Genomic DNA, 25,088 nt, shown 5'->3' on the forward strand with positions numbered 1-25,088 from the left:
CCGACCGCGCCGGGTGCAGGTGCCTCCCCGCGTCCGCACATCGCTGCCCGATTCCGCACGTTCCGTGACGGGAGCGGCCATGCTGGGTACATCCGGAGAACGGACAGGACGGATCTACGGAACGGAGCGGGCATGGCGGTGCACGAACGACACGGACGGCTCTCGTCGAAGGAACTCTCACCGAGGAATCTGTGGACCCGGTACCGCGCATCGGGAGCGGATCTACCCTTCGGGAATCCGCTCGCCGCGCACGGCGTCGCGATGGAGGGTTACTTCTGGCGCTTCACCCAGCCCGGAACCGACCGCGTCGTCATCGCCCTGTGCGGGGTCAACCGTGCCGACGACTCGGCCGGGCCCGGATCGCACTGGGCGACGCTCGGCCTGGCCGCCCATCCCGGCGGTTTCCTGCGCACCGCCGCGCATCCGGTGGCCGCTGCCGATCCCGATCGGCTCGGCGCGTCGGCCGGCGACGTCTTCTGCGGCGACAGCGAACGCGTGTGGATGGATCTCGGCGACGACGCCCGTCTCGACATCCGACTGTCGGATCTGCGGCCCTGGCCGCGACGCCGCTTCGGCGCGTCGAGCGTCTTCCATTCCGTCCCCGGCCTCAACCAGTACTGGCATTCCTGGCTGCTCGGCGGCCGGGTGGAGGGCCACGTGATCCTCGGCGACGAGAAGTGGGATCTGACCGGATCCCAGGTCTACGGCGAGAAGAACTGGGGCAAGGGAGGTTTCCCCGAATCGTGGTGGTGGGGTCAGGCGCAGGGCTTCGCCGATCCGCAGGCGTGTGTGGCCTTCGCCGGTGGGCAGGTGCACTCGGGTCCGCTGCGCACGGAGGTCACGGCGGTGGTCGTCGCGTTGCCCGACGGGCGCGTGGTGCGACTGGGCAATCCCGTCACGTCCCCCGTCCGGGCGACGGTCACCGACGAGAGCTGGCACCTGCGCGGCCGCAACGCCCGCTGGAGCGTGGAGATCTCCGGAAGTTCACCCATCGGAGCGGCGCACGTCCTACCGGTCCCGCTGCCCGCGGAACGACGGAACGTCGCCGGTTCGATCGAACATCTCGGCGGTCACATGACCGTGACGGTCCACGAACGCGGGAAACTGGTGTGGGCCGACGAGTCGCATTCGGCCGCACTCGAACACGGCGGGCTCGACCGGGCCCGGGCGGAACTCGATCGGCGGGGTGCCGCAGCGGACGCGACGGACGCCCCACCGATCGTGTGAATCCGACGGGATCGCTCAGAGTTCGGTGCGCTTCATCGCCGCGATCGGATCCGAGAACAACGAGCTGAGCGAGACGACACCCGCGGCGTGGGCCTGCACCCGGTTGCCGAAGCCGGTGATGCGGATGTCCTTGCGGGGCAGAGTGGTCGACGCGGCGAAGGCGCGGGCGACGTGTGGAACCGCGGCCGGGTACTCGGTGAAGGCCTGTCCGCCGAGGATCACGCGGTCGGGATTGAACAGGTCGCGCAGCATTCCGACGGTGCGGCCGAGCACCGTGGCCCGCTCGACGAGCAGACCGTGGGCGGCCTCGGATCCGTTCCGCGCGAGGCGGTAGAGCGACTGGATGGTGTCGTCGCGGTCGGTGAGGATACCCTCGGCCACCGCACGCTGCACGATCGCCCGGTCGCTCACCGTCGCTTCGAGGCAGCCCGTGCCGCCGCACGAACACCGCGCCGACGAACCGGTGGGGAAATGCGTCACCGAGCCCGGACCACCGGCAGGAGTGTGCACCTTGCCGTCGAAAGTGATTGCCACACCGGCCGTCTCACGAACGTAGAAGTACAGGCCGGTGCCCTTGACCTCGGGGGCGTCGCGATCGGGGGTGAGGAGCAGCTCGGAGGCGGCCATCGCCTCGACGTGCGCGGCCACCGAGACGGGCAGGCCCATACCGCCACCGACGATCGCGCCGACCCGGGCGTCGACCCAGCCGAGTCGCGGGTGCGTGACGACGGCGGTGTTCGAATCCACCCGCCCGCCGAGTGCGACGCCTACCCACAGCGGGGTGCGGCGGTGCCACCGTGCGGCGAAGGCCTTGGCGCTCGCGGTGATCGACGCGAGCGCGGCGTCCTGGTCGCCGGTGGGCGTGGGGACTTCGACGGCGCCGATGATGCGACCACGCAGGTCGCTAGCGACGATGCCGGTGGTGACGGCACCGATGTGGATGCCGACCGTCAGGTACCGCTCGTGGTCGACCTCGACGGGAACGCGCGGCCGGCCGACGGCGCCGGGTTCGGTCAGGTCGGCGCGCTCACGCAGAAGACCGGCCGAGAGCAGGGCCGACACCTGACGATTGACGGTGGCGATGCTCGCACCGGTGACCTTCGCGATCACGTCGCGGGAGACGGGGCCGCGGTTGGCGGCGACACGGAAGACCGACGCTCCGGTGCCGTCGGCGATACGCAGGTCCGGCGGGACGATCCGGACCGGGCTCGACACACGAAAGGTGCGGGGACGGACGACCGTTGCGCGCGTGGATCCACGAACAGCGGAACCGGTGGCGCGACGGGGCGCGGACGACCGCGAGGGAAGGGAAACGGACGGCGAGAGAGTGGGAACCGACACGGCGCTGATCCTTGGCTGCTGATCCGGACGTGATGACCGGAGGACGGGCGGGAGACGATCGACGCACCGAGACCCCGGCGTGGAGAACACGATCGGAGACGGACCCGCACATCGAGGGGCGGGATCGGTGCGGAGTTACTTTCCGCAGCAGCGACAACAGAGTTCGCGCGCCAGAGGCAGCCGTGATCCCAGCGCGGCGGTCACATAGGTGACGCGCGGTGCGGAGGTGTGGCCGACTGACATGTCGATCAAACTATCGCCCCGACCGCGTCGTGTCCAATCCTCACCGACCCGGTGGGAAACCTTCCCGCACATCCCCGCGCGCCTGCGCGGTCTCCGCCGACACCGGGGCGAGCAGCAATGCCTCCCACGCGTCGACGAGCGCGGCGAGTTCGACCGTGGTGGGGGATTCGCCCGCACGATGACATCGCGCCAGCGCACCGACGGTGCCGGAGTAGACCAGTCGCAGACGTTGCCCGGCGATGTCGTCGGGCAGCGGCCCGAGCAGGGTCCGCAGCGCAGTGTCGGACCGGCGGCCGCTCTCGGTTCCCGTCGGTCCGGTGACGCGGAAGCACTCGGCGAACCGGTCGTGGTTCGACAGCCGGTCGAGGAAGGCGACGTAGTGGTTGGTGCGGCCGAGCGTGCCGGCCAGGGGGCGGATGATCACCCACAGCAGGTCGCGGACCGAGAGGGTCTCCCGCGTCCGCAGCATCTCGGCGAGGAGCGCTTCCCGCTGGGAGTTCAGGGCGGGCAACCGGTGGGAGAAGACCGCCTCGAGCAGTCCCTCCTTGGTGCCGAAGTAGTACCCGACCACCGAGGAGTTGTGCTGTCCGGCGGCCTTGCGGATGTCGGCGAGGGTGACCCCGTCGTATCCGCGGCGGGCGAAGAGCCGCTCGGCGGCCTCGACGAGCCGGATCCGGGTCTGTTCTCCCGAGCTGTATCGACCGCGGGTGGTGGTCATACGCCGCAGGGTAGCCGCACGGAGGGGACTTCGCAGGCCGGGAGGTGGGGCGTCATCCGGTGCCCGACACTACGATTGCCCCCATGAGCATCTCTCCCGATTCCCGCGTCGCCGTCGTCACCGGAGCCTCCTCCGGAATCGGCGAGGCGACCGCCCGCACGCTCGCCGCACAGGGCTTCCACGTCGTGGTGGGCGCACGCCGACTCGACCGACTGCAGAAGCTCGCCGACGAGATCGGCGGCACCGCGCTCGAGCTCGACGTCACCGACGAGGATTCGGTCGACGCATTCACCACGGTGCTGCCGCGGGTCGACGTGCTGGTCAACAACGCCGGGGGCGCCAAGGGGCTCGCACCGGTGGCCGAGGCCGTCGAGGACGACTGGCGCTGGATGTGGGAGACCAACGTCATCGGCACCATGCGCATCACCAAGGCGCTGATCCCCGAGCTCATCGCCTCGGGCGACGGCCTGATCGTCACCATCACCTCGGTCGCGGCCTTCGAGGCCTACGACAACGGCGCCGGTTACACCTCCGCCAAGCACGCGCAGGCCGTCCTGCACCGCACGCTGCGCGGCGAACTGCTCGGACAGCCCGTCCGTCTCACCGAGATCGCGCCGGGCGCGGTCGAGACCGAGTTCTCGCTGGTGCGCTTCGAGGGCGACAAGGATCGGGCCGACAAGGTGTACGAGGGCATCACCCCGCTCGTCGCCCAGGACATCGCCGAGATCATCGGCTTCGTCGCGTCGCGCCCGTCGCACGTCAACCTCGATCAGATCATCGTCAAGCCGCGCGACCAGGCCAACGCCGGCCGGTTCCACCGCGTCACCGACTGACCCCGCCGTGGTGGTGGGCGCGGCAAAACGGTCGCGTCCACCGCCGTCGGTACTGTCACGGGATATGCGCCAACGACGCCTCGCGCCCGGACCGCTGCTCGACGACGACGGAGTGCTCGCCGAAGCCGGCTGGAGCACCTCCGAGGTGCGCACCTACGACCGGCAGCGGGTCGCGGCGCCGCGGTTCCGCATCAAGGAGTGGGACTACTACTGCGTCCTGTCCGACGGGGAGGACGGACCGTTCGGGATCGCACTGACCGTCGCCGACAACGGTTACGTCGGGCTCCTCGGAGTCAGCGTGCTCGACCTCGCGGGTCGCTCCGAGACCACCGAGAACGCCCTCGTCCCGTTCCCGCTCGGCCGGATGCGCCTGCCGGGGACCGCCGACGGCGGCGATGTCGTCGTCCACCACGGTGGACTCCGCATCGAGTACCACCACGAGGGGCGGTCGCGGCGGCTGGTCGTCGACCACCCCCGTTTCGGCGGTGGGCGCGGACTGTCCGGTGAACTCGTGCTCACGCAGCCGTCCGACGACCGGATGGTCGTCGCGACACCCTTTCCCCGAGCACCGAAGGCCTTCTACTACAACCAGAAGATCAACTGCCTGCCCGCGCGGGGCACGATCACCGTGGGTGGGCGGGAGCTGGTCTTCGATCCTGCCACCGCGTTCGGGGTGTTCGACTGGGGTCGCGGGGTGTGGACCTACGACAACACCTGGTACTGGGGGTCGGCCTCGGGAATCCACGAGGGTGTGCGATTCGGGTTCAACATCGGCCACGGCTTCGGTGACACCACCGCGGCGAGCGAGAACATGCTCTTCCACGACGGTGTGGCGCACAAGCTCGACCGCGTGCACTTCCATCTGTCCCGCGACACCTACGACGGGGCGCCGTGGCGGTTCACCAGCAACGACGAGCGGTTCGAGATGGAGTTCGAACCGATCCTCGACCGCGCGGCCGACGTGAACGCCCTGCTCGTGCGGTCCACGCAGCATCAGGTCTTCGGACGGTTCACCGGCAGCGTCGTCCTCGACGACGGCACCCGGCTCGAGATCGAGAACCTGCTCGGCTTCGCGGAGGAGGTCCGCAACCGCTGGTGACCCGGGCCGGACCGTCCGTCAAATCACACAGTTCACGGTGACGGGTTCGGGATGCAGACGCACTCCGAAGGCGTCCTCGACGCCGTCGCGCACCGTCCGCGCCAACGCCACGAGATCCGCCGTCGATGCCGCTCCCCTGTTGGTGAGCGCCAGCGTGTGCTTCGTCGACAACCGCGCCGGTGCGTCGGCGGCGGGGAAACCCTTCGCGAAACCGGCCCGCTCGATGAGCCATCCGGCCGACAGCTTGGTGCCGCCGTCCGCGGGGAACTGCGGGATGCGCACGTCCTCCCCTACCTTCGCCGCGATAGCCGCGAGCACCTGCGGCAGGCGGTCGTCGGGGACGACGGGGTTCGTGAAGAACGATCCGGCGCTCCAGGTGTCGTGGTCCTCGGCGTCGAGCACCATGCCCTTGCTGCGGCGCAGCGCGAGGACGTGCTCGCGGACCTGGGCCGCCGGCCGGCGCTCGCCCTCCTCCGCCCCCAGCGCGACCGCGAGTTCCCGGTAGGCCAGGGGCGCGGAGGAACCGTCGCTCCGCACGTCCAGTTCCACCTCGAGGACGACTGCTGCGTCGGTGTGCTTGAGGATGCTGGTCCGGTAGCCGAGACCGAGTGCCTCGGGGCCGACCCACGAGTCCTGGCCGGTGGCGCGGTCGAGCAGGCGGACGCGACGCAGGATCGAGCCCACCTCGACGCCGTACGCGCCGACGTTCTGCACCGGCGTCGCTCCCGTGGATCCGGGGATACCCGACAGGCATTCGAGGCCGCCGAGGCCGGCGTCCACGGTGGCCGCGACGACGGCGTCCCATTCGGCTCCCGCATCCACCCGGACGTGGTCGTCGCGGAGGTCGACACCGGTGGTCGCGACACGGACCACGACGCCGTCGAAGCCGTCGTCCCCGATCACGAGGTTGGAGCCGCCCGCCAGGAGCAGCAGCGGCACTCCCTGCTCGTCCAGCAGGCGCACGACCTCGATCAACGACGCGGTGGACGTGCATTCGACGAGATACCGGGCAGGACCACCGAGCCGGAGGGTCGTGAACTCCGACAGCGACACCTGCTCGGACACCGTGGCTCCCGTTTCGACGAGCCGGGCCCTGGTACGTGGATCAAGCACCAGCAAACGGTAGCGTGCCCCGTATGGGCAGCCCTATCGACCACACTGCGAACTACTCGTCCCCGCCTGCTGCGGTCCACGCGGCGTTCGTCGATCCGCAGTACTGGCAGACCCGGCTGCGTGAGGTCGGGGGCCCGGGTGCGGCCGTCGAACGCGCCGACACCGGCGACGGCACCATCGAGCTCGACCTCCACCAGGCCATCCCGGCCGAGCACCTGCCGAGCATGGTCACGAGCCTGCGCCCGGGCGACCTCGTCATCCGGCGTCACGAGGCGTGGGGTGCGTTCGCGGACGGTCGCGCCGAGGGCAGGTTCTCGGCCCACGTCGACGGCATGCCCGGCGAGGTCACCGGTGCGATGACGCTCATCGCCGACGGAGCGGGTTCGTCCGTCGTCATCGAGGGCACCGTCGAGGTGAAGATCCCGTTCCTCGGTTCCAAGATCGAGGGCATGATCGTCGAGCAACTCGTCGAGCTGTTCGACGCGGAGCGCACCTTCACCGAGCAGTGGTTGAACGGGGACCACTCGGCCTGATCGCACGCCCGCGGGGCTTCCCCGTGGACGATCGCGATTTCCGGAGAGGCCGTCCGGCGCGGTAACCTGGCCGGTCGTGGCACGGCGTATCGACTACTCCGCCCGCTTCCCTCATCCACCGGAGCGGGTGTACGAGGCTCTCGCCGACCCCGATCACTGGGAAGCGCGGATGACCGAGATGCGCAAGTACTCGGAGAACCACGTCCGCGAGTTCACGGTCTCCGAAACGGGCATCGCGCTGGTGTTGCACCACGTCCTGCCGCGTTCCGACCTGCCGGAGATCGCCCGCACGGTGATCAAGAAGGACATGGTCATCACGCGCAAGGAGACCTACGGGCCGTTCACCGACCGTGCGACCGGCACCTACCAGGCGTCGATCCCCGGCGGTCCGGGCAGTCTCACCGGCACGATGGACCTCTTCGGCGACGATCACGGTGCCACGCTCCGCACCACTTCCGAGGCCAAGGTGCACATCCCGTTCGTCGGCGGCAAGCTCGAAGAACTCATCCTCACCAATCTCGTCGACGTGTTCCGCACCGAAGCGGCCATCACCGCCGACTGGCTCGCCGGTCGGTAGCGCGTGCGGAATCGAGGACCCGTCGGTGTCGTCACGCGCGGCACCACCGGCATCAACAGGCTGCGCCGCAGCGACCGCTGGGCGATGCACGATCCCCACATCACGAGGGCGTTGACGCACGCCACCGACCCGCTGGTGGTCGATCTGGGTTACGGCGCCATGCCGGTGACGACCCTCGAACTCGCCGCGCGGCTGCGTCGGGTCCGCAGCGATCTGCGTGTGGTCGGTCTCGAGATCGATCCGGACCGTGTGGTCCCGGGCCGCGACGGTGTCGAGTTCGCCCGGGGCGGTTTCGAGCTCGCGGGCCTGCGCCCGACCCTGGTCCGGGCCTTCAACGTGCTCCGGCAGTATCCGGAGGAAGCCGTCGAACCGGCGTGGGCGCGCCTGCGTTCCGGCCTCGCTCCCGGCGGCCTGCTCATCGACGGCACGTGCGACGAGCTGGGCAGGCGCTGCGCCTGGGTGCTCCTCGACGAGCACGGTCCCCGTTCGCTGACCCTGGCGTGGAGCCCGTTCCACGTGGAGAGACCGTCCGACGTCGCCGAACGGCTGCCGAAGGCGCTGATCCACCGGAACGTCCCGGGTGAGCCGATCCACGCGCTGCTCCGCGCGGCCGACCGGGCGTGGGCGACGAGCGCTCCGCACGCGGCGTTCGGGCCGCGGATCCGGTGGAAGGCGACGCTCGAGCTGCTGCAGGATCAAGGCTTCCCGGTGTCCCCGCCCCGCCGCCGTCTGCGCGACTGCGTGCTGACGGTGCCGTGGGACGCGGTCGCGCCTACCGGCGCACCTGTCGCATCCGAGCGAGTCGGCCGAGGAACTGCGCTCGGCGCGCTCGTCGCGGTCTGAGACCCCGTCGGTCAGCCCGCGGCGAGGAGCGCGAGCTCGATCCGGTCGGCCACCGCGGCCGGCTGGTTCGCCACCGCGGCGTGCAGCTGGTCGGAGTCGACCCGGCCGAGCGCGATCGCGTCGCCGACGAGTTCGTCGAGCACTTCCTGGGACACGCCACCGGCCGCGAGGTCGACCGCGGTGCGGGCGGGAGTGGTGATCCGGAAGGCCCCGACGACCTCGCAGTCCTCCTCCGCCAGCGTCCGGTGGTGCAGCGCGAGCCGGTTGCTCGGCACGGTGCGCTGGTCGGGGGTGGACAGGTGCAGGAAGCGCGGCTGGAGGTGACCCATGCCGTGCAGGTCGGCGGCGCTCTGGTGCGAGACGACCGCTTCCCCCTCGTACCAGGTGCACCACTGGGCGAACTCGTCGAACTTCGTCCGTGGGCTGTCGCTGAGGCGGAACAGTTCGGTCTCGACGCGGATCCACAGTCCCGCCTCGATGCGTTCCGCGAAGTCGTGAGCTGCTATTCCGTGACCGACGGCCTGGCGTGCGGTGAAGAACCCGGCTTGCGTGGCGGCGAGGCGCCGCAGCGAGTCGTCGGCATCGGCCCGCCCGGTTGCGTCGTAACCTGAATCCGTCCACCCTGTCATGGCGCCCAGCGTAGCCGACGAATGTGGTACAACTCACATATTTTCCTCATCCTGTGGCCGTGTGCTCAGTCGATCCTCAGCGTCGTCCGGAAGAATCGGCGAGCATGACGCAACGGAAGCGCAACCGCACCGTCACGATCGCCGTCGTTCTCGTCGCGGCGCTGGTCGCAGTCCTGGTGGGCGCGGAGGTGTATGTCCGCAACCGCGCGACCACGTGCCTCGCCCAGTCCTTCGAGAGCGAGCTCGGCACGGGAGTCGACGTCGACCTGAGTTGGAAGCCGGTGCTGCTTCAGCTGCTCGACCGGCAGGTTCCCTCGGTCGCCCTGGACAGCGACGACACCGCCTTCGGTCCCGCCCAGCAGATGCAGGTGCACGCCGAGGTCAACGATGTCGACCTGCGCGACTCCGCCGAGGGAGCCGGCACCATCGGCAGCTCGAGCGCCGACGTGTCGTGGCCGACCTCCGGAATCCTCGCGACCGTGCAGAGCCAGCCGGTCGGCGGCCTCGTCACCGATGTCACGGCCGACGAGAACGCGGGCACCCTGACGTTCACGGTCGGCGGGCAGGGGCTCGCGGAGTTCACCGCGCGACCGGTGGTGAACGGCGGTCTGGTGACGGTCGAGACGACCGACGCGACGATCCTCGGCATCGGGCTCCCGACGGCCCTCGTCGACGGCGTCGTGGAGATCCTCACCTCGGGTCTGCAGCAGTACCCGCTGGGTATGCAGGCCACCGAGGTGAACGTCACCGACGCCGGCGTCGAACTGCGCCTCGAGGGTGGTCGCTTCGTGCTGCCGGAGGCCCCGCAGGGACAGCAGCAGCAACAGCAGGAGGGCAGCTGCGGCCTCCTGTCGTGACCGGAAAGACCGGTCCGGCAGACCGTCGAGTAGAGCTGGTCAGTTCTGCAGACCGTCGAGGACTGCGCGGCTGCCGGACAGTCCGAGGCGCGTGGCTCCGGCGTCGATCATCGCGATCGCGTCCTCGGCGGTGCGGATTCCGCCGCTCGCCTTGATGCCGAGCCGGCCGCCCACCGTCTCCGCCATGAGCGCGACCGCGTGGGTGGTGGCGCCGCCCGCGGGATGGAAGCCGGTGGAGGTCTTCACGAAGTTCGCCCCGGCCTTCTCCGCGGCGCGGCACACCTCGACGATCGCCTCGTCGGAGAGCACGGCGGATTCGATGATGACCTTGAGGACCGGGTCGAACCCGATCGCTTCGCGCACGGTGAGGATGTCGGCGAGGACGGCGTTGTAGTCGCCGGCCACCGCTGCCCCCACGTCGATCACCATGTCGATCTCGCGTGCACCCTCGTCGACGGCAAGTCGCGCCTCGGCGCCCTTGATGAGCGAATGGTGCTTGCCCGACGGGAAACCGACGACCGTCGCGACCGTGACCCCCTCGGCCCGCAGGGGCAGCATCGACGGCGACACGCACACCGCATACACGCCGAGCTCGACGGCTTCGTCGACGAGGGCCCGCACGTCCTGTGAGGACGCTTCGGGTTTGAGGAGGGTGTGGTCGATCATCGACGCGACCTGCGTGCGGGTCAACGGGGTTCCGGACATGACTGCAGCTTCCCATACGGCGGGCCCGACCGTCCGGCACCGCACACCGTCCGGTACCGCATATTGCCTGGCACCGCATCGCGGCTTCGGTAATCCGCTCGCGCGCGGTCCCCTCCGCCACCCACAATGATCGCGTGCTGATCCGTCGAGAACTCCCCGCCGACGTCCGTGCGATCGCCGACGTGCACCGCGCCGCCTTCGCGCCGTTCACCCCGGAAGGCCACGAGCCGGTCGAACCCGGTCTGGTCGCGTCGTTGAGGGTGAGCGACGCATGGCTGCCGCCGTTGTCACTCGTGGCCGAGGACGCCTCGGGCGCGATCGTCGGCCACGTGGTCGCCACCCGCGGACACGTGGGCACCACCCCGGCCCTGGGCCTCGGTCCGCTCGGTGTCCGTCCCGATTCCCAGCGCTCCGGCGTGGGCGGCGCTCTCATGCATGCCGTGCTCGGTGCGGCGGACGCTCTGGACGAGTCGCTCGTGCTCCTGCTCGGGCATCCCGACTACTACCCCCGTTTCGGTTTCGTGCCCGCCGCCGGACTCGGAATCTCCCCGGACGTCGAGGAGTGGACGTCCCACTTCCAGGCGCGGGCGCTCACGGCGCACGACCCCGGACTGCGGGGCACCTTCCGGTATGCCGAGCCGTTCTACGCTCTCGAGGAGCAGGCATGAACGACGATCCCGAGAATCCCTGGTCCGATTCCGCCGAGACCGCGCGCACCTTCGACGCGGCGAGCGGTGATTTCGACGAGTTGACCCCGACGGTCTGGGGACCGGCCGGGCAGGCTCTGGTCTTCCAGCTCGGTGTCTCCCCCGGCGAGGCGGTGCTCGACGTGTGTTGCGGAACGGGATCGTCCGCGCTTCCCGCCGCCGCAGCCGTCGGACCCGAGGGTCTCGTCCACGGCGTCGACGTCGCCGACGAGATGCTCGAACACGGCCGCCTGACCGCGGAACGCCGCGGCCTGAAGAACATCGAATTCGTCTGTGCGGACGCCTCGCAGTGGGAGGCGCCGTCGGACGTACCCGACGCCGGCTACGACGTGCTGGCGATCTCCTACGGCGTGTTCTTCCTCCCGGACATGGACCGCACCTTCTGGCGTCTGGTCTCGCTCGTGCGGCAGGGCGGACGCGCCGGCGTGACGGTCTGGCGACACGGCGCGATGGAGGAGTTCTCGTCGATCGTGTTCGACGTCGCGTCGCGCCACTCCCCCGAACTGCGCGAGCGCGGTGCCCTGCGCGATCGCACACCGCTGCACCGGATCGACACGCCGGACACCCTCGAGGCGTGGATCGCGGATGCCGGAACCGATTCCGTGGAGGTCCGCCCCCTGTCGAATCATCTTCCGGCGACGGACGAGTTGTGCTGGTCGCTGGTGACGGGCACCGGTCTGCGCGGGGTGCTTGCCGGGCTCGACTCCGGGCAGGTGGCGTCGGTGCGGCAGCAGATCGCCGAGGAGGTCACCGCTCGCGGACTGCACACGATCGACGCGACCACCCTCGTCGCCACGGGCACCGTTCGACGTCCTCCGGTCTCGGGCTGACGACCGACGGCAGGGTCTACCGGGAGCAGGGCCGACCGGAAGTAGGACGCCGTGTGTCACCTGAGACAATCGGGGCATGACGCTCGCCTCATCCGCCGACGATCGACGTTACGTTCTGACCCTGGGCTGCCCGGACACCACCGGGATCGTCGCCCGCATCGCGACCTTCCTCGCGGAGGTCGGCGGCTCGATCGTCGAGGCGGCCTACCACGCCGACCAGGACACCGGCTGGTTCTTCACCCGCCAGGCCGTCCGGGCGTCGTCGATCCCGTTCGGCCTCGACGAGCTGCGCGAGAAGTTCGCGAGCGTCGCCGCCGACATCGGGCCGCAGACCGAATGGACGCTCTCCGACACCGGCAAGCGCAAGCGCGTCGTGCTGCTCGTGAGCAAGGAAGGGCACTGCCTGCACGACATCCTCGGACGTGTCGCCGCAGGGGAACTCGACGCCGAGATCTGCGCCGTCATCGGCAACCATCGCGATCTCGAACCGGTCGCGCAGCGGCACGGCATCACCTTCCACTATGTGTCGTTCCCGAAGGATCCGGCCGAGCGCGGACCGGCCTTCGAGCAGGTCCGCAAGCTCGTCGACTCCCACGACCCGCACGCGGTGGTCCTCGCCCGGTTCATGCAGGTGCTCCCGGAGGAGCTGTGCGAGCACTGGGCCGGCCGGGCGATCAACATCCACCACAGCTTCCTGCCGTCGTTCATCGGCGCACGGCCCTACCATCAGGCCTTCACGCGCGGTGTGAAGCTCATCGGCGCGACCTGCCACTACGTCACCGCCGAACTCGACGCGGGCCCGATCATCGAGCAGGACGTCATCCGCGTCAGTCACAGCGACAGCGTCAGCGACATGGTCCGGCAGGGCCGCGACGTGGAGAAGCTGGTCCTCTCACGCGGTCTGCGCTGGCACCTCGAGGACCGGGTGCTGGTGCACGACAGCAAGACCGTCGTCTTCCGGTAGATCCCCGGAGCCGAAACCGGTCCACCCGCGAACGGATGGACCGGTTTCGTGCGTGAGTGATCGGCTCAGCCGACGTGCGTGAGTGATCGGCTCAGCCGACGTGCGTGAGTGATCGGTTCAGCCGACGGGCACGCCGGCTCGTTCGACGAGGTGCGCGAGCTCCTCGTCGAACCGGTCGATCGCCTCGACCGAGCTCATGTGACCGATCCCGTCGAGCACCACGAGACGTTCGAGGTTGCCCGCTCGTTCGAGTTCCTCGGCGAGACGACGGGCGTGGACGGGCGGGGTGAGACGGTCGGCGGTGCCGACCAGCACGGTCGTCGGCACGGTGAGGTTGTGCAGGCCTTCACGGATGTCGAGGGCGCTCAGGGCCCTGCCCCAGCCGCCCCGTGTCCGCGGCGGGCAGCCGAGGACGATCTTCTCGCAGAACTGCACCTCCGCGGTGCTAGCGCCGGGCGACAGGGCCACGTACCGCAGGGCCCGTGTCGTCACCGGGGACGCGGCCAGCGGAACCGTCGCACCCATGAGCCGACTTGCGACGGGCACCGGTACCCGCGGGAAGCGTTGCGGCAGCGGCACGATCGCCGAGTCGGCGACCAGCCGGTCGGTGCCGGTGCTCGCGAGCAGCACCCCCGCGACCGTGCGGTCGACGTTCTCCGGGTACTTCTCGGCCCACGCGATGATGCTCATCCCGCCCATGCTGTGACCGGTGAGTACGGCCTTCGCGCCGGGCCGGACCACGGCGTCGAGGACCGCCTGCAGATCGTCGGCGAGCACGTCGGCTCCCAGCGGCCGTGCCCCGGCCTCGCTGTCGCCGTGCCCGCGCTGGTCGTAGACCACCACCCGGTAGTTCTCCGCGAACGCGTTGATCTGCGGGGTCCAGTACGCGGCGTTGCACGTCCAACCGTGGCAGAACACCAGCACGGGAGCGTCCGCGTCGCCGTAGGCGAGCACGTTGAGCCGGGCACCGTCCTCGGCGCGGACGTCGAGGATCTCGGGTTCGAGTTCCGGTTCTCGCAGCAACTCGTGCGGCGCGACGTCCTCGGTACGGACGACCGTCCGACGACGCCGGCGGACGAGCACGGCGGTGGTCGCCGCGGCAGCGAGAACGATCGAACCCGCGACGATCGACGCGGTCGGGGACGGCTTTCTCACGGGTGGGATTCTCCTGTCGGTTCGGTGGAGCAGCGCGGCGTCACAGGACGTGCGCGCGACGCAGAAGCAGAGTGGACGGACCGCCGATCAGTCCCACCTCGTCGAGGAATTCGACGGTGCGGCGAGTGCCCTGGCGGAGCTTGTCGTGGTAATGCCTGTTCTCCCGCGCGGCCTTCTTCGCCTCGGCGACGTCGAGTCCGGCCGCCGCGTAGACCTGGTCGTTCACGAGGCTGGTGACGACGAAGTACGCGCTCACCCCGAGGTGGATCCGGATCCATGCCCGCTCGAGACGACCGAGCCGGGCCGAGCGCCTGCGGGTCTCCTCGCGGGCGTAGCGGATGTGCCGCGACTCCTCCACGACATGGACGTGGCTCACCGTCCGGGTGATGGGCTGCACCCGCTCGTCGCGCATGAAGTCGCGCTGCATCATGTCGAGGATCTCCTCGGCGAACAGGGTGCCGCCGTAGGCAAGGGCGCCGCGCGCGACGGCCTTGAACAACCGGCCGGTCTCGCGGATCCAGCGCTTGGGCCGGTAGGAGGGGATGCCGTATCGCTGCGCCGACCGCGCGAACATGATCGAGTGCCGGCATTCGTCGGCGATCTCGGTGAGCCCGAACTGCACGTAGGGGGTCGCCGGATCGTGCCGGTAGAGATCGCGCACGAGCATCTGCATGAGGATCATCTCGAACCAGATCCCGGTGCCGGCGATGCTCGCGGCCTCGTGCTCGGTGAGGGTGATGCGCTGATCCTCCGACATGCGTTCCCACAGGTCGGTGCCGTAGAGACTGCACCATTCCGGGGTCATGCCGTACTTGCCGTCCACGAGCGGCGCATCCCAGTCGATCTCGAGCTCAGGATCGTAGGAGAGCCGCGCCGACGAATCGAGCAGTCGTTGCGCGGTTTCCTGCCGGTGATCCGTGGAGTGTTCACCCGGCAGGCTGTCGTGCTTTCGCAGGAGCGTCATCGCCGACCACCTCGTCTCGGAAAATTATCCGTTACCCGAAGTGTCATTATCTGGATCACACTTGTCAAGCGAAAGGGAGGCCCACCCGCCCTACCACCGAGGACGACGGACCTCCCTGATCACCACCGCGGAGTTCGGACCCCGCAGTCATCACCGCGGAGCGGTCACCACCGCGGGCGCTGGACCTCTTCGACCCGCGGGCGGACGTCCACGAGGTACACACACACGGCGACGACCGCGATGATCCCGAGCAGACCCACCGCGCCGAAGACGACGAGGACGAGCAACGCGGCCACGAGGATGCCGAGCCAGACGGGCTTGGTCAGCTTGTCGACGGCCGGAAACGCCTCGGCGGGCTGACGCACGACGTGGAACAGCGCGAATCCCGCCCCGGCGATGGCGATGATCTGCAGCGCGAGGATGATCAGACCGGCAAGTGAATCGACATTCGTCACCACACCAGTCTACGAGAATCGGCCCTCGTGCGAGTTCGCACGAGGGCCGATCGATCGCTGCAGGTCAGGAACCGCTGGTCTTGCGCGGAGCCGCCTTCTTGGCAGGGGTCTTCTTCGCCGGGGTCTTGGCGGCGGGCGTCTTGGCAACCGTCTTGGCCGGAGCCTTGGCGGCCGGCGTCTTGGCAACCGTCTTGGCCGGGGCCTTCGCCGGGGTCTTGGCGGGAGCCTTCTTGGCCGGAGCCTTGGCGGGGGTGACCTCGACCGGCTCGACCGGGGTGGCCACGGACTCGACCTTCTCCGCGGCCTTGTCGGCCGCTTCGCGGACGTCGCCGCGGGCCGAGTCGACCCGTCCGGCGGTCTCGGAACCCGTCTCCTCGGCACGCTCACCGAGCTCGACGACGCGCTCGGCGGCCTTGTCACCGGCGTCGGACACGGCCTCGCTCACCTCGTCGCTCGTCTCGGAGATGCGACCGGCCGCGCGACCCGCAAGCTTCGCGGCCTGCTCGCCGACCTCGCGGGTCCGGCGGGCCACCGTCCCGAGGGCTTCCTCGGTGAGGTCGGCGGCGTCGCCGAGTACGGCTTCGGCGCGACCGATGCCGTCCTCGAGGGCCGGCTGGGAGCGCAGACGCTCGAGCGTCTCCTCACCGCGCTCGGCGAGAGCGGTGTAGAGGTCGGAGGCGACCTTCAGGTACGCCTCGGCGACCTTGCGCAGCTCCTCGGCACTGAAACGCTCGCGCAGCTCCGCGATCTCCTCGGGCAGCTCAGCCGGGAGTTCGGCGAGGCGCTCGCGGAGGGATTCGACCGTCTCGGTGAGATCGGCGGGCAGGGTCACGAAGCGGTCGCGGGCGGTCTCGACCCGCTCGGCCACCTCGGTGCGGTTGGTCTCCGCACGTCGGCGCGCCTGGGCCACGAGGTCGGCGACGGCCTGGACGACGGCGTCGCCGGCACCGACCGCCGCGTAGAGGGAGGTACGGATGCTGGTGGGATCGGTCATGAAGATTTCTCCTCGTCGAAGTCTGTCGGATGGTCGGGCCGGGCATCGCCGGTGTTCTGCTGGTTCTCCCGGCAGAACGAGTCGTAGATGTCGAGCAGGACCTGCTTCTGCCGCTCGGTGAGAACGGTGTCGACGAGCACCGCGTCGCGCACGGCACTCTCCGCTCGATGCTCGAGGATCCCCGCTCGTACGTAGAGAACCTCGGCCGAGAGCCGCAACCCCTTGGCGATCTGGGCGAGAACTTCCGCGGACGGCTTGCGCAGGCCGCGTTCGATCTGGCTCAGGTACGGGTTGCTGACACCGGCCAGTTGCGACAACTGCCGGAGCGAGACCTGGGCGGCCTCGCGCTGCGACCGGATGAAGGCGCCGATGTCCTGGGCGGCATTGTTGACCACCCGGGCGGCGATATCCCCCGGTCCGGCACTGTCGTCCGGCGTGTCCGAGCCCTCGATCGGATCTGGTTCCGTGGACACACCGACCACCCTACGGACAGGTGCTAGCTACAGCAAGCACTCTGCTAGCACGTGACGGTTGTCACGCGAACAGCAGCTCCGAGACCGTGTAGATCGCAAGGCCGGCGAGCGAGCCGACCACCGTGCCGTTGATGCGGATGAACTGCAGGTCGCGCCCCACGGCGAGCTCGATCTTGCGGCTGGCCTCCTCGGCGTCCCAACGCTCGACCGTCTCGCGGATGACGGACGTGATCTCGTCGGCGTAGTTGGACGCGACGAAGCGCACCGCGTCGAGCAACCAGCCGTCGATCTTGGTGCGTAGCTCGGCGTCCTCGCGCACCCGGATGCCGAACGCCATGACGTTCTCCGCGATCTTCGTACGCAGGGTGCTGTTCGGGTCGTCCACGGAGTCGAGGATCATCCGCTTGGCCGTCCGCCAGGTCGCCGCGGCGAGTCCGGTGATCTCGTCGCGGCCCATGATCTCGGCCTTGACCTTCTCCGCCTTGGCGATGGTCACGGGATCGCTCTGAAGGTCGCGGGCGTAGTCGGCGAGGAACTTGTTGACCGCGAGGCGCACCTCGTGGTCGGGATTCGACCGCACCTTCCACGTGAACTCCACGAGTTCGCGGTGGATCTTCTCCCCGAGCAGCAGGTCGACGAACTTCGGCGACCACGACGGCGAGTCGCGGCTGATCACGCGGTCGATCGTCTCCTGACTCCCGAGCGCCCACTGGTGCGCGCGTTCGGCGAGCATGTCGACGAGCGGGAGGTGACGGTTCTCGGCGAGCAGTTCGGTGAGGACACGCCCGATGGGCGGTCCCCATTCCGGTTCGGCGATGCGCTTGACGATGGTGTGGTCGATGATCTGCTGGATGTCGTCCTCGCGCAGGATGCCGACCACGCCGCGCAGGACCGTCGACGTCTCCTTGGCCACACGCTGGGCGTTCTCGGGTTCCGCGAGCCAGCTACCGACCCGCAGCGGGATCTGCGCCGACTCGACCTTGGCGGAGACCACCTCGGGTGCGAGGAAGTTGCTGCCCACGAACGAGCTCAGATTGGCGCCGAGTTGGTCCTTCTTCCGCTTGATGATCGCTGTGTGCGGGACGGGTATCCGCAGCGGGTGGCGGAACAGGGCGGTCACGGCGAACCAGTCGGCGAGCGCGCCGACCATGCCGGCCTCGGAGGCCGCGCGCACGTAGCCCACCCACGCGCCGGCGCCTCGGGTTTCCTGCCAGCGGCAGAAGAGATAGATGATCGCGGCGACGACGAGGAAGCCGGTCGCGACCGCTTTCATACGGCGGAGTTCTCGGCGCTTGATCTCGTCGTCGGTCGTCAGGAGCTGCACCCGATCGATTGTGCCGAAAGTCGACTCTCGGCGGACGGAACGCCCTCGAGTTCTGAAGGACGGGAGACCGGATCGTAGACTGAGCCGACGATCGAAACCGAACGGATGTGCCACACAGTGTCCAGCAGACCGCAGACGACTTCGAACCCGACCTCGAGCGAGGCCGCCCCGCCCGTGAAGCAGGACGGCCGCAAACGGCGCTGGCACGAGCACAAGATCGCCCGCCGGGAAGAGCTCGTGGACGGCACCATCAACGCGATCCGCACTCGCGGCCACGAGATCGGCATGGACGAGATCGCCGCCGAGATCGGCGTGTCGAAGACGGTGCTCTACCGCTACTTCACCGACAAGAGCGACCTGACGACCGCCACGATGCTGCGGTACGTCGAGACGGTCCTCGCTCCCCGGATCTACGCGGCGGTCGCGGAGGATCTCGACGAGTACGAGCTCACCCGGGAGGCGATCACCGCCTACGTCGAGACCGTCGCCGATGATCCCGAGGTCTACCTGTACGTGATGAGCAACAGCGCGTCGGCGGGACGCGACGTGGTCGCCGATTCGGAGCGGATGATCGCCGAGCTCGTCGCCACCGTCCTCGGGGAACGGCTGCGGCTGCTCGAGATGGATTCGGGCGGTGCCGTGCCGTGGGCGTACGGGATCGTCGGCGGCATCCAGCTCGCGACGCACTGGTGGATCTCGAACAAGTCGATGACCACCGAGGACCTCATCGACTACCTGACGATGATGATCTGGGGCGGCATGACCGGCATCGCCGGAGTCGCCGGATCCCCGGTGCGTTTCAAGTCGCAGCCGCATCCGCTCCTGCCGGAGTCGTCGACCACTCCCTGATCGACACCTTTACTGTTACTCGAAGTTGCACGTATAGTGCGGGCATGAGCGACCACGCCGACGACCTGCACGACGAGGACGACCCCGGCTACCGCGGCCCCGCCGAGGTCACGGTGGGCGACCGCACGGTCGTCGTCGACGTCGAGATCTCCGGGCGGTTCGATCCCCTGCTCGGCCGGCACGTGTGGCGGGGCCGGCTCCGCAGGCTCGCCGAGACCCTCGGCGCAGACGCCTCGCCGGCGCCGGGCACCACCGTGACCATCACGGTGCCCGACGCCCCCGAGGCCGCGACCGCCCGCATCTCGGAGGTCGACCTGTGGGGCAGCCACATGGTCGACGGCGTCTCGCGTCCGCCGTACCCCCTGCCGACCGAGACCGACGGTGTCGATCCCGCCTGATCCCTACTGCGTGTGACACGCTGGCGGGATGACGAAGGACGACGTCTTCCGGCCCGCATCGATCATCGAAGCCCTCCGGGCGACGCCCGAGACGCGCGTCGCCGACCTCGACACGAACGGCACCCCGGGATTCGACGGCGACAAGGCGCTCGGCGAACGTCTGCTCGCCGAACGCGGCGCCGTCCTCTCCGACCTGCAGGAGATGCTCTTCGCCGAGGGGCGGACCGGCGGCACCCGTTCGGTGCTGTTGATCCTGCAGGGTATGGACACCGCCGGTAAGGGCGGCATGGTGCGTCACGTCGTCGGTCACGTCGATCCGCAGGGCGTCGACCACACGGCCTTCGGGGTGCCGACGGAGGAGGAGAAGCGTCACCACTTCCTGTGGCGGATCAACAAGGCGCTCCCCCGCAACGGCCAGCTCGGCGTCTTCGACCGGTCGCACTACGAGGATGTGCTGGTCGCGCGGGTGAGATCACTGGTGCCGGAGAGTGTCTGGCGGGGGCGCTACGACGAGATCAACCGGTTCGAGAGCGAAGTCGTCCGCGAGGGCACGACCATCGTGAAGGTCGCGATGTTCGTCTCGTTGGACGAGCAGAAGAAGCGTCTCGCCGAGCGCCTCGAGCGTCGCGACAAGCATTGGAAGTACGACCCGAGCGATGTCTCGGAGCGCACCCTGTGGCCGCAGTACCAGCAGGCCTATCAGGACATGTTGGATCGGACGAGCACCGACGACGCGCCCTGGTACGTCGTGCCGTGCGACCGCAAGTGGTACAGCCGCCTCGCGGTGACGGAACTGCTCATCGACGCGTTCGAACGTCTCGACCTGGATTGGCCGGAGCCGACTTTCGACATCGAAACGGAGAAGCGCCGACTCGCAGAGTCGTGATGTGACCGACTCGCAGAGTCGTGATGTCGTGTGAGTGACGCGAGTCGGCTTTCACCGACTCGCGTCAGGTATCACCCTCAGAACAGATGCGGGGTGTCGTAGTGCCGTCTGTGGTCTCGGCGCACGGTTCCGGCCATCATGCCGAATGCCGCGCCGAGTGCGACGACAGCGCCGAGCGCCGCGACGAGCGCCCAGCCCGAGAAACCGTACCCTGCGGCGACGATCGTCAGCGCGATCAGCAGGATCGAGGCGAGTGCGAGCGCATAGGCGCTCCAGGCTACGAACAGATTGAGTTTCACGACCGGCCTCCTTGGACGAGGTGTGTCCCTCTCGATGCCGACGGTACCTGCACGTGACGCGCATCACAACCGGCCGGTGGAGTACTTCAGCACCTCGTAGCGGAGGACGGCGAACTCGCCGCTCTGCCCGAGCTCGGTGAGGCGCATCTCCACGTGCCGCGGGAGCAGCGGCCGGCCGGAACCGATGGTCACCGGCGCGAACGAGACGATCAGTTCGTCGAGCAGCCCGCGTTCGGCGAACTGTCCGGCGAGATCACCGCCGCCCACCATCCACAGGTCGCGGCCGTTCGCGGCTTCAGCCATCTCGTCGTAGACCTGCCGGACGTCCTTCTGCGTGAAGCGGATGTCGCCGGGTTCGTCACCGGTCCGGGCAACGGGCAGGTCGTTGCGATGCGTGAACACCCAGCAAGGCAGGTCGTACTCCCACTCGTCCTCCCCTGCATGGTCGAGCACCCAGCGGTAGGTGGACGATCCCATCGCGATGGCGCCGATACCGGCGATGAACTTCTCGTAGTCGAACGGCCCGCCGTCGCCGGACTCCCGGGTGAGCAGCCAGTCGAGCGAGTGGTCCTCGGTGGCGAGGAAGCCGTCCAGTGTGCTTGCGGTGTAGTAGATCATCCGGGTCATGAGCTACTCCTGTTCCAGTCGAGTGGATCTCCGTGATCGACGTCGAGGCCGGCCGCCCGCATCATGTGCCGTACGAGTTGACGGCGGTGCGCGGCGAAGGTGAGGACGTGGGCGACCACTCCCCCGAGGACGAAGCTCTCGGGCGGGTCGCACAGGGCGTCGATGAGTATGTCGCCCCAGGCGCCACGGCGATGGATGTCGCGGATCGTCTCCACCCAGCGCGGAGCGACGTCCTCGAAACGGGCTGTCAGAGCCTCGATCCCGCCACCCACATCCTCGGGGTGGTCGGCGCCGGCCATCGAGGCCAGCCACATCTCCTTGGCGCGCACCAGATTGCCGAGCACCCTGGAGACGGATTCCTCGGGGCCGTCCCATTCGAGGACCACCAGGCCGGGGAACCGGATCCGGTCGCGCTCGTCGTCGTCGAGTTCGGTGGCGCGCGCGAGGAGATGGCGAGTGTCCGCGAGATCGTGCTGCACCATCTGCGCGAGGACCTCGGCCGCCGGGTAGGCGGGCGCGGTGGGTCGCCGCCCGTCCTCCTCGACCCAGAGATTGGTCGGCGGATGGAAGTGGACGCCGTTGGGGGCGGGCAACCAGTGATTCACGGGCGCGGACACCCCGGGGTCGACGGGCGCGGGCGCCCCGGGGCCGCTACCGCCGATGCCGAGCACCCGGGCGGCGGCACTGGGCGGATATCCGTAGGCACGGGCGAAGGCGCGCGCGAACCCTTCGACGCTGTCGTAGCCGGCGGCGAACGCCGCATCGGTGACCGAACTGCCGTGACGCAGTTGCCAGGCGGCGCGCTCGAGCATCACGCGGCGCCGCAACGCGACCGGTGACTCGCCGGTGCCCACCGCGAAGGTGCGGCTGAAGTGCCACTGCGACGCGTAGGCGTGCTGCGCCATCCGTTCGAGGGTCGCGTTGTTCTCGTCGAGAACGGCGTCGAGCAGTTCCCGGAGTCGGTCACGGCCGAAGGTCATGCGTTCAGTGTCGCGCGCAGACCCCGGCCGCCGCCCGACCGTTCTTGCTCTCTACCGGCTTCCCCGGTCAGCCCGGCATGGTCTCGCCGCCGAGCGGAGCGAGCACCTCACCGCTGTAGTACGACGACATCGTCTCCGACGCGAAGAAGACGTAGGACGGGGCGATCTCGTCGGGCTGCGCGGCGCGCCCGAAGGGCGCCTGCTGCCCGAACTCGGAGACCTTCTCTGCATCCATGGTCGCGGGGATCAGCGGTGTCCACACCGGTCCCGGTGCTACGCAGTTCACCCGGATCTGCCTGTCCCGCAGCGCCTGCGCGAGTGAGTAGGTCAGGGCGATCACTGCACCCTTGGTCGCCGAGTAATCGATGAGCGTCTTGTTGCCGCGCAGACCGTTGACCGACGCGGTGTTGATGATCGAGCCGCCCGGCGTCAGGTGCGGCAGGGCCGCCTTCGTCACATGGAAGAAGCTGTCGATGTTCACGGCGAAGGTGTGCCGCCACTGCTCCTCGCTCAGCTCGGCGAGGTCGTCGACGGGCTGCTGGGTACCGACGTTGTTGACGAGGATGTCGAGGCCACCGAGTTGCTCGACGGTCTCGGCCACGACCGCCCGGCAGTGCTGCGCGTCGCCGAGATCACCTGCGATGACGTGGCACGTGCGGCCCTCGCGTCGCACCAGCTCGGCGGTGTGCTCGGCGTCGCGGTGCTCCTCGAGGTAGGCGATCGCGACGTCGGCGCCTTCCTTCGCGAAGGCGATCGCGACGGCCCGTCCGATGCCGGAGTCGCCGCCCGTGACGAGGGCCTTGCGACCCGACAGCAGCCCGCGTCCGACGTAGCCGCGCATCTCGTCGGCGGGACGCTCGGCCATATCGTCGGTCTCACCGGGATAGTCGATGGTGTGGGGTTCTCGTTCGCGGTCCTCGCTCATGGCCGCCGGATACCCACCGGCTGCGCCGATATTCCCATTCGTTTCCCCAGTTCACACGGACCGCGAGGTCGTTTCTCCGTGGCTCCGACGGGGTAACCCGGCCGTATGGCTCATGAGACCCGGATGTGCGATGTGCACGACGCCCCGCTGCCCACGCCTCGCGGCCCCATCTCCGCCGAGATCGTCGAGCGACTCGGCGGCCCGGTGGACGATGCCGTGTGGGACGTCGCGACCGACGGCGCGGATGCCTACGGCGAGGACGTCCAGCTCGCCCTGGCCGTTCTCTACGAGCTCCACTACCGCGGATTCGCGGGCGTCGACCCGGCCTGGGAATGGGCGCCGGGTCCTCTCGGGGTCCGGGCGCGTCTCGAGCGTATCTTCCTCGATCGTTTGCGTGCCGACGTCCCTGCCTCGGACGATCCGCAGGGTGTCCTCGAGGACCTGTGCCGTGAGCCGGACGATTCGTGGGGCGTCTCCCACGAGCTCGCTGCGAACGGCACGTGGGAGATGATGCGCGAGTTCTTCGTCCATCGCTCGATCTACCACCTCAAGGAAGCCGACCCCCACGCCCTCGCGATCCCGCGCCTGTCCGGCCGTGCGAAGGCCGCGCTGGTCGCCGTCGAGTTCGACGAGTACGGCGGAGGACGGGCCGAGCGTATGCACTCGCGGCTGTTCGCCGACCTGCTGCTCGCCGCCGGACTGAAGGACGACTATCTGGGATATCTCGATGTCGTTCCCGCCGTCACCCTCGCGACGGTGAACTTCATGTCGTTGTGCGGTCTGCACCGCGCGTATACGCCGATGCTGGTCGGGATGTTCGCCGCCGCCGAGATCACCACCGCCCCGAGCGCACGTCGCATGGTCGAGGCCCTCGAGCGTCTGGGCGCCGACGATGCGTGCATCCTCTTCTACTCCGAGCACATCGAGGCCGATGCCGTGCACGAGCTCGTCCTGCGGCACGACGTGGTGGGCTACATGCTCGAACAGGATCCGGCTCGGGCTCAGGACATCTCGTTCGGTGCGCAGGCCATCGAGTTCCTCGAGGGCCGGCTCGGGAGCCATCTGCTGACCAGTTGGGCCGCGGGCCGCAGCTCGCTCCTCACGTCGGCCGAGGCGTCGGCCTGACGAGCGGGTACGAAACAGCGAACGGAGCCCCGGGACAGCGTGTCCCGGGGCTCCGTTCGTCGGTACCGGAGTTCCGGCTCAGTCGATGAGGCCGGGTTCGTGTGTGGGGGTGCCACCGGAACCGCGCAAGCGGCGTCGACGGAGGTTGAGAGCGGACATCACGACGCCGACCGCGATGAGCACGACGGCAGCGATGGCCCCGACGAGCACCCATCCCTCGAAACCGTCGCCCGCCGCGTAGAGGACGAGGGCGACGACGGCGATGCCCGCGAGGATGCAGGCGTAGCCGATCCAACCCGAAGCTCGGGACGCGGTGGTGGAAGCGTGAGCTCGATCCGATGGTTTCGTCATGGTCGTGGATACCGCATCCGGCCCTCCACGAAACCAGCCCTCCACCACCCCGGGGGACGGGGAG

General features: G+C 69.2%; 30 protein-coding genes. 14 read left to right on the forward strand and 16 right to left on the reverse strand.

The features are described from left to right. Window positions 1-132 precede the first annotated feature (132 nt). The gene (locus U9J23_RS18165) at window positions 133-1,227 is read left to right on the forward strand and encodes a tocopherol cyclase family protein (RefSeq protein WP_085469645.1); all 1,095 of its coding nucleotides are present in this window, start codon (window positions 133-135) and stop codon (window positions 1,225-1,227) included. 15 nt (window positions 1,228-1,242) lie between these two features. Here the strand turns inward: U9J23_RS18165 and U9J23_RS18170 are convergent, their stop codons facing one another. Together U9J23_RS18170 and U9J23_RS18175 are read right to left on the reverse strand one after the other, a co-directional pair. Continuing rightward, entirely contained in the window at window positions 1,243-2,568 is a 1,326-nt protein-coding gene (locus U9J23_RS18170; protein ID WP_085469646.1) for an ROK family transcriptional regulator, read from the reverse strand. 283 nt (window positions 2,569-2,851) lie between these two features. Then, complete coding sequence (locus U9J23_RS18175; protein ID WP_059383366.1) at window positions 2,852-3,529, reverse strand: TetR/AcrR family transcriptional regulator; 678 nt, start codon at window positions 3,527-3,529, stop codon at window positions 2,852-2,854. An 83-nt stretch (window positions 3,530-3,612) separates the two neighbouring features. Between U9J23_RS18175 and U9J23_RS18180 the strand changes: the two genes are divergently transcribed. Further along, entirely contained in the window at window positions 3,613-4,362 is a 750-nt protein-coding gene (locus U9J23_RS18180) for an SDR family oxidoreductase (RefSeq protein ID WP_326599618.1), read from the forward strand. Window positions 4,363-4,426: 64 nt separating this feature from the next. Beyond that, window positions 4,427-5,461, forward strand: a complete 1,035-nt coding sequence (locus U9J23_RS18185; RefSeq protein ID WP_194699623.1) for a DUF2804 domain-containing protein — start codon at window positions 4,427-4,429, stop codon at window positions 5,459-5,461. Window positions 5,462-5,479: 18 nt separating this feature from the next. Here the strand turns inward: U9J23_RS18185 and U9J23_RS18190 are convergent, their stop codons facing one another. Next, on the reverse strand, window positions 5,480-6,574 hold the full coding sequence (locus U9J23_RS18190) for a UDP-N-acetylmuramate dehydrogenase (protein WP_194699622.1): 1,095 nt from the start codon (window positions 6,572-6,574) through the stop codon (window positions 5,480-5,482). Window positions 6,575-6,597: 23 nt separating this feature from the next. On the opposite strand from U9J23_RS18190, the gene U9J23_RS18195 reads away from it, so the two are divergent. The 3 genes from U9J23_RS18195 to U9J23_RS18205 all read left to right on the forward strand — a co-directional run bounded on the left by U9J23_RS18195 (window position 6,598) and on the right by U9J23_RS18205 (window position 8,527). Then, window positions 6,598-7,107, forward strand: coding sequence for a DUF2505 domain-containing protein (locus U9J23_RS18195; RefSeq protein ID WP_326599624.1), 510 nt, complete (start codon window positions 6,598-6,600; stop codon window positions 7,105-7,107). Between the two features lie 76 nt (window positions 7,108-7,183). Beyond that, window positions 7,184-7,684: a DUF2505 domain-containing protein gene (locus U9J23_RS18200; RefSeq protein ID WP_088897050.1), complete on the forward strand. Its 501-nt coding sequence runs from the start codon at window positions 7,184-7,186 to the stop codon at window positions 7,682-7,684. 3 nt (window positions 7,685-7,687) lie between these two features. Continuing rightward, the gene (locus U9J23_RS18205) at window positions 7,688-8,527 is read left to right on the forward strand and encodes a class I SAM-dependent methyltransferase (protein ID WP_326599628.1); all 840 of its coding nucleotides are present in this window, start codon (window positions 7,688-7,690) and stop codon (window positions 8,525-8,527) included. 11 nt (window positions 8,528-8,538) lie between these two features. On the opposite strand, the gene U9J23_RS18210 is transcribed toward U9J23_RS18205, so the two are convergent. Beyond that, the gene (locus U9J23_RS18210) at window positions 8,539-9,156 is read right to left on the reverse strand and encodes a type IV toxin-antitoxin system AbiEi family antitoxin domain-containing protein (RefSeq protein WP_006552373.1); all 618 of its coding nucleotides are present in this window, start codon (window positions 9,154-9,156) and stop codon (window positions 8,539-8,541) included. A 104-nt stretch (window positions 9,157-9,260) separates the two neighbouring features. Between U9J23_RS18210 and U9J23_RS18215 the strand changes: the two genes are divergently transcribed. Beyond that, a complete protein-coding gene (locus tag U9J23_RS18215; RefSeq protein WP_106201451.1) occupies window positions 9,261-10,013 on the forward strand; it encodes an LmeA family phospholipid-binding protein in 753 nt (250 codons plus the stop codon). 39 nt (window positions 10,014-10,052) lie between these two features. Here U9J23_RS18215 and deoC read toward each other — a convergent pair whose 3' ends face one another. After that, window positions 10,053-10,718, reverse strand: a complete 666-nt coding sequence (gene deoC / locus U9J23_RS18220) for a deoxyribose-phosphate aldolase (RefSeq protein ID WP_326599633.1) — start codon at window positions 10,716-10,718, stop codon at window positions 10,053-10,055. 134 nt (window positions 10,719-10,852) lie between these two features. Between deoC and U9J23_RS18225 the strand changes: the two genes are divergently transcribed. From U9J23_RS18225 to purU, 3 genes are all read left to right on the forward strand, one after another. After that, window positions 10,853-11,386: a GNAT family N-acetyltransferase gene (locus U9J23_RS18225; RefSeq protein ID WP_085469655.1), complete on the forward strand. Its 534-nt coding sequence runs from the start codon at window positions 10,853-10,855 to the stop codon at window positions 11,384-11,386. Further along, on the forward strand, window positions 11,383-12,255 hold the full coding sequence (locus U9J23_RS18230) for a class I SAM-dependent methyltransferase (protein ID WP_326599635.1): 873 nt from the start codon (window positions 11,383-11,385) through the stop codon (window positions 12,253-12,255). The genes U9J23_RS18225 and U9J23_RS18230 overlap by 4 nt, the downstream gene beginning before the upstream one ends. A gap of 76 nt (window positions 12,256-12,331) precedes the next feature. Next, the gene (purU, locus tag U9J23_RS18235; RefSeq protein WP_016693701.1) at window positions 12,332-13,219 is read left to right on the forward strand and encodes a formyltetrahydrofolate deformylase; all 888 of its coding nucleotides are present in this window, start codon (window positions 12,332-12,334) and stop codon (window positions 13,217-13,219) included. A gap of 117 nt (window positions 13,220-13,336) precedes the next feature. Here the strand turns inward: purU and U9J23_RS18240 are convergent, their stop codons facing one another. The 6 genes from U9J23_RS18240 to U9J23_RS18265 all read right to left on the reverse strand — a co-directional run bounded on the left by U9J23_RS18240 (window position 13,337) and on the right by U9J23_RS18265 (window position 18,533). Then, window positions 13,337-14,374, reverse strand: coding sequence for an alpha/beta fold hydrolase (locus tag U9J23_RS18240; RefSeq protein ID WP_326599638.1), 1,038 nt, complete (start codon window positions 14,372-14,374; stop codon window positions 13,337-13,339). A 40-nt stretch (window positions 14,375-14,414) separates the two neighbouring features. After that, entirely contained in the window at window positions 14,415-15,338 is a 924-nt protein-coding gene (locus tag U9J23_RS18245; protein ID WP_106201449.1) for an AurF N-oxygenase family protein, read from the reverse strand. Between the two features lie 164 nt (window positions 15,339-15,502). Next, window positions 15,503-15,793, reverse strand: a complete 291-nt coding sequence (locus tag U9J23_RS18250; protein WP_024101750.1) for a DUF2516 family protein — start codon at window positions 15,791-15,793, stop codon at window positions 15,503-15,505. 64 nt (window positions 15,794-15,857) lie between these two features. Continuing rightward, window positions 15,858-16,787 carry a heparin-binding hemagglutinin gene (locus U9J23_RS18255; RefSeq protein ID WP_106201448.1) on the reverse strand — a complete coding sequence of 310 codons (930 nt, stop codon included), beginning with the start codon at window positions 16,785-16,787 and terminating at the stop codon, window positions 15,858-15,860. Beyond that, the gene (locus U9J23_RS18260; RefSeq protein ID WP_059383424.1) at window positions 16,784-17,260 is read right to left on the reverse strand and encodes a helix-turn-helix domain-containing protein; all 477 of its coding nucleotides are present in this window, start codon (window positions 17,258-17,260) and stop codon (window positions 16,784-16,786) included. Before U9J23_RS18260 ends, U9J23_RS18255 begins: the two co-directional genes overlap by 4 nt. A 61-nt stretch (window positions 17,261-17,321) precedes the next feature. After that, the gene (locus tag U9J23_RS18265) at window positions 17,322-18,533 is read right to left on the reverse strand and encodes a DUF445 domain-containing protein (protein ID WP_226950083.1); all 1,212 of its coding nucleotides are present in this window, start codon (window positions 18,531-18,533) and stop codon (window positions 17,322-17,324) included. A gap of 156 nt (window positions 18,534-18,689) precedes the next feature. Here U9J23_RS18265 and U9J23_RS18270 point away from each other — a divergent pair, with 156 nt between their 5' ends. The 3 genes from U9J23_RS18270 to U9J23_RS18280 are packed head-to-tail and all read left to right on the forward strand — an operon-like array spanning window position 18,690 to window position 20,717. Further along, a complete protein-coding gene (locus tag U9J23_RS18270) occupies window positions 18,690-19,433 on the forward strand; it encodes a TetR/AcrR family transcriptional regulator (RefSeq protein WP_026061465.1) in 744 nt (247 codons plus the stop codon). Window positions 19,434-19,477: 44 nt separating this feature from the next. Next, entirely contained in the window at window positions 19,478-19,831 is a 354-nt protein-coding gene (locus U9J23_RS18275; RefSeq protein WP_059383379.1) for a DUF4873 domain-containing protein, read from the forward strand. Between the two features lie 28 nt (window positions 19,832-19,859). Further along, a complete protein-coding gene (locus tag U9J23_RS18280; RefSeq protein WP_059383380.1) occupies window positions 19,860-20,717 on the forward strand; it encodes a polyphosphate kinase 2 family protein in 858 nt (285 codons plus the stop codon). A 77-nt stretch (window positions 20,718-20,794) separates the two neighbouring features. Here the strand turns inward: U9J23_RS18280 and U9J23_RS18285 are convergent, their stop codons facing one another. From U9J23_RS18285 to U9J23_RS18300, 4 genes are all read right to left on the reverse strand, one after another. Further along, window positions 20,795-21,016: a hypothetical protein gene (locus tag U9J23_RS18285; protein ID WP_059383381.1), complete on the reverse strand. Its 222-nt coding sequence runs from the start codon at window positions 21,014-21,016 to the stop codon at window positions 20,795-20,797. A gap of 63 nt (window positions 21,017-21,079) precedes the next feature. Next, a complete protein-coding gene (locus U9J23_RS18290) occupies window positions 21,080-21,643 on the reverse strand; it encodes a dihydrofolate reductase family protein (protein WP_145708997.1) in 564 nt (187 codons plus the stop codon). After that, window positions 21,640-22,623, reverse strand: coding sequence for a helix-turn-helix transcriptional regulator (locus U9J23_RS18295; RefSeq protein ID WP_059383382.1), 984 nt, complete (start codon window positions 22,621-22,623; stop codon window positions 21,640-21,642). Before U9J23_RS18295 ends, U9J23_RS18290 begins: the two co-directional genes overlap by 4 nt. A 67-nt stretch (window positions 22,624-22,690) precedes the next feature. Further along, window positions 22,691-23,548: an SDR family oxidoreductase gene (locus U9J23_RS18300; protein WP_085469660.1), complete on the reverse strand. Its 858-nt coding sequence runs from the start codon at window positions 23,546-23,548 to the stop codon at window positions 22,691-22,693. Window positions 23,549-23,671: 123 nt separating this feature from the next. Here U9J23_RS18300 and U9J23_RS18305 point away from each other — a divergent pair, with 123 nt between their 5' ends. After that, on the forward strand, window positions 23,672-24,673 hold the full coding sequence (locus U9J23_RS18305; RefSeq protein ID WP_272268373.1) for an iron-containing redox enzyme family protein: 1,002 nt from the start codon (window positions 23,672-23,674) through the stop codon (window positions 24,671-24,673). Between the two features lie 78 nt (window positions 24,674-24,751). Here U9J23_RS18305 and U9J23_RS18310 read toward each other — a convergent pair whose 3' ends face one another. Further along, window positions 24,752-25,024: a hypothetical protein gene (locus U9J23_RS18310; protein ID WP_085469662.1), complete on the reverse strand. Its 273-nt coding sequence runs from the start codon at window positions 25,022-25,024 to the stop codon at window positions 24,752-24,754. Window positions 25,025-25,088: the final 64 nt, after the last annotated feature.

Origin of the sequence: Rhodococcus sp. PD04 (genome assembly GCF_035918275.1) — a bacterium.
Lineage (GTDB): Bacteria > Actinomycetota > Actinomycetes > Mycobacteriales > Mycobacteriaceae > Rhodococcus > Rhodococcus rhodochrous.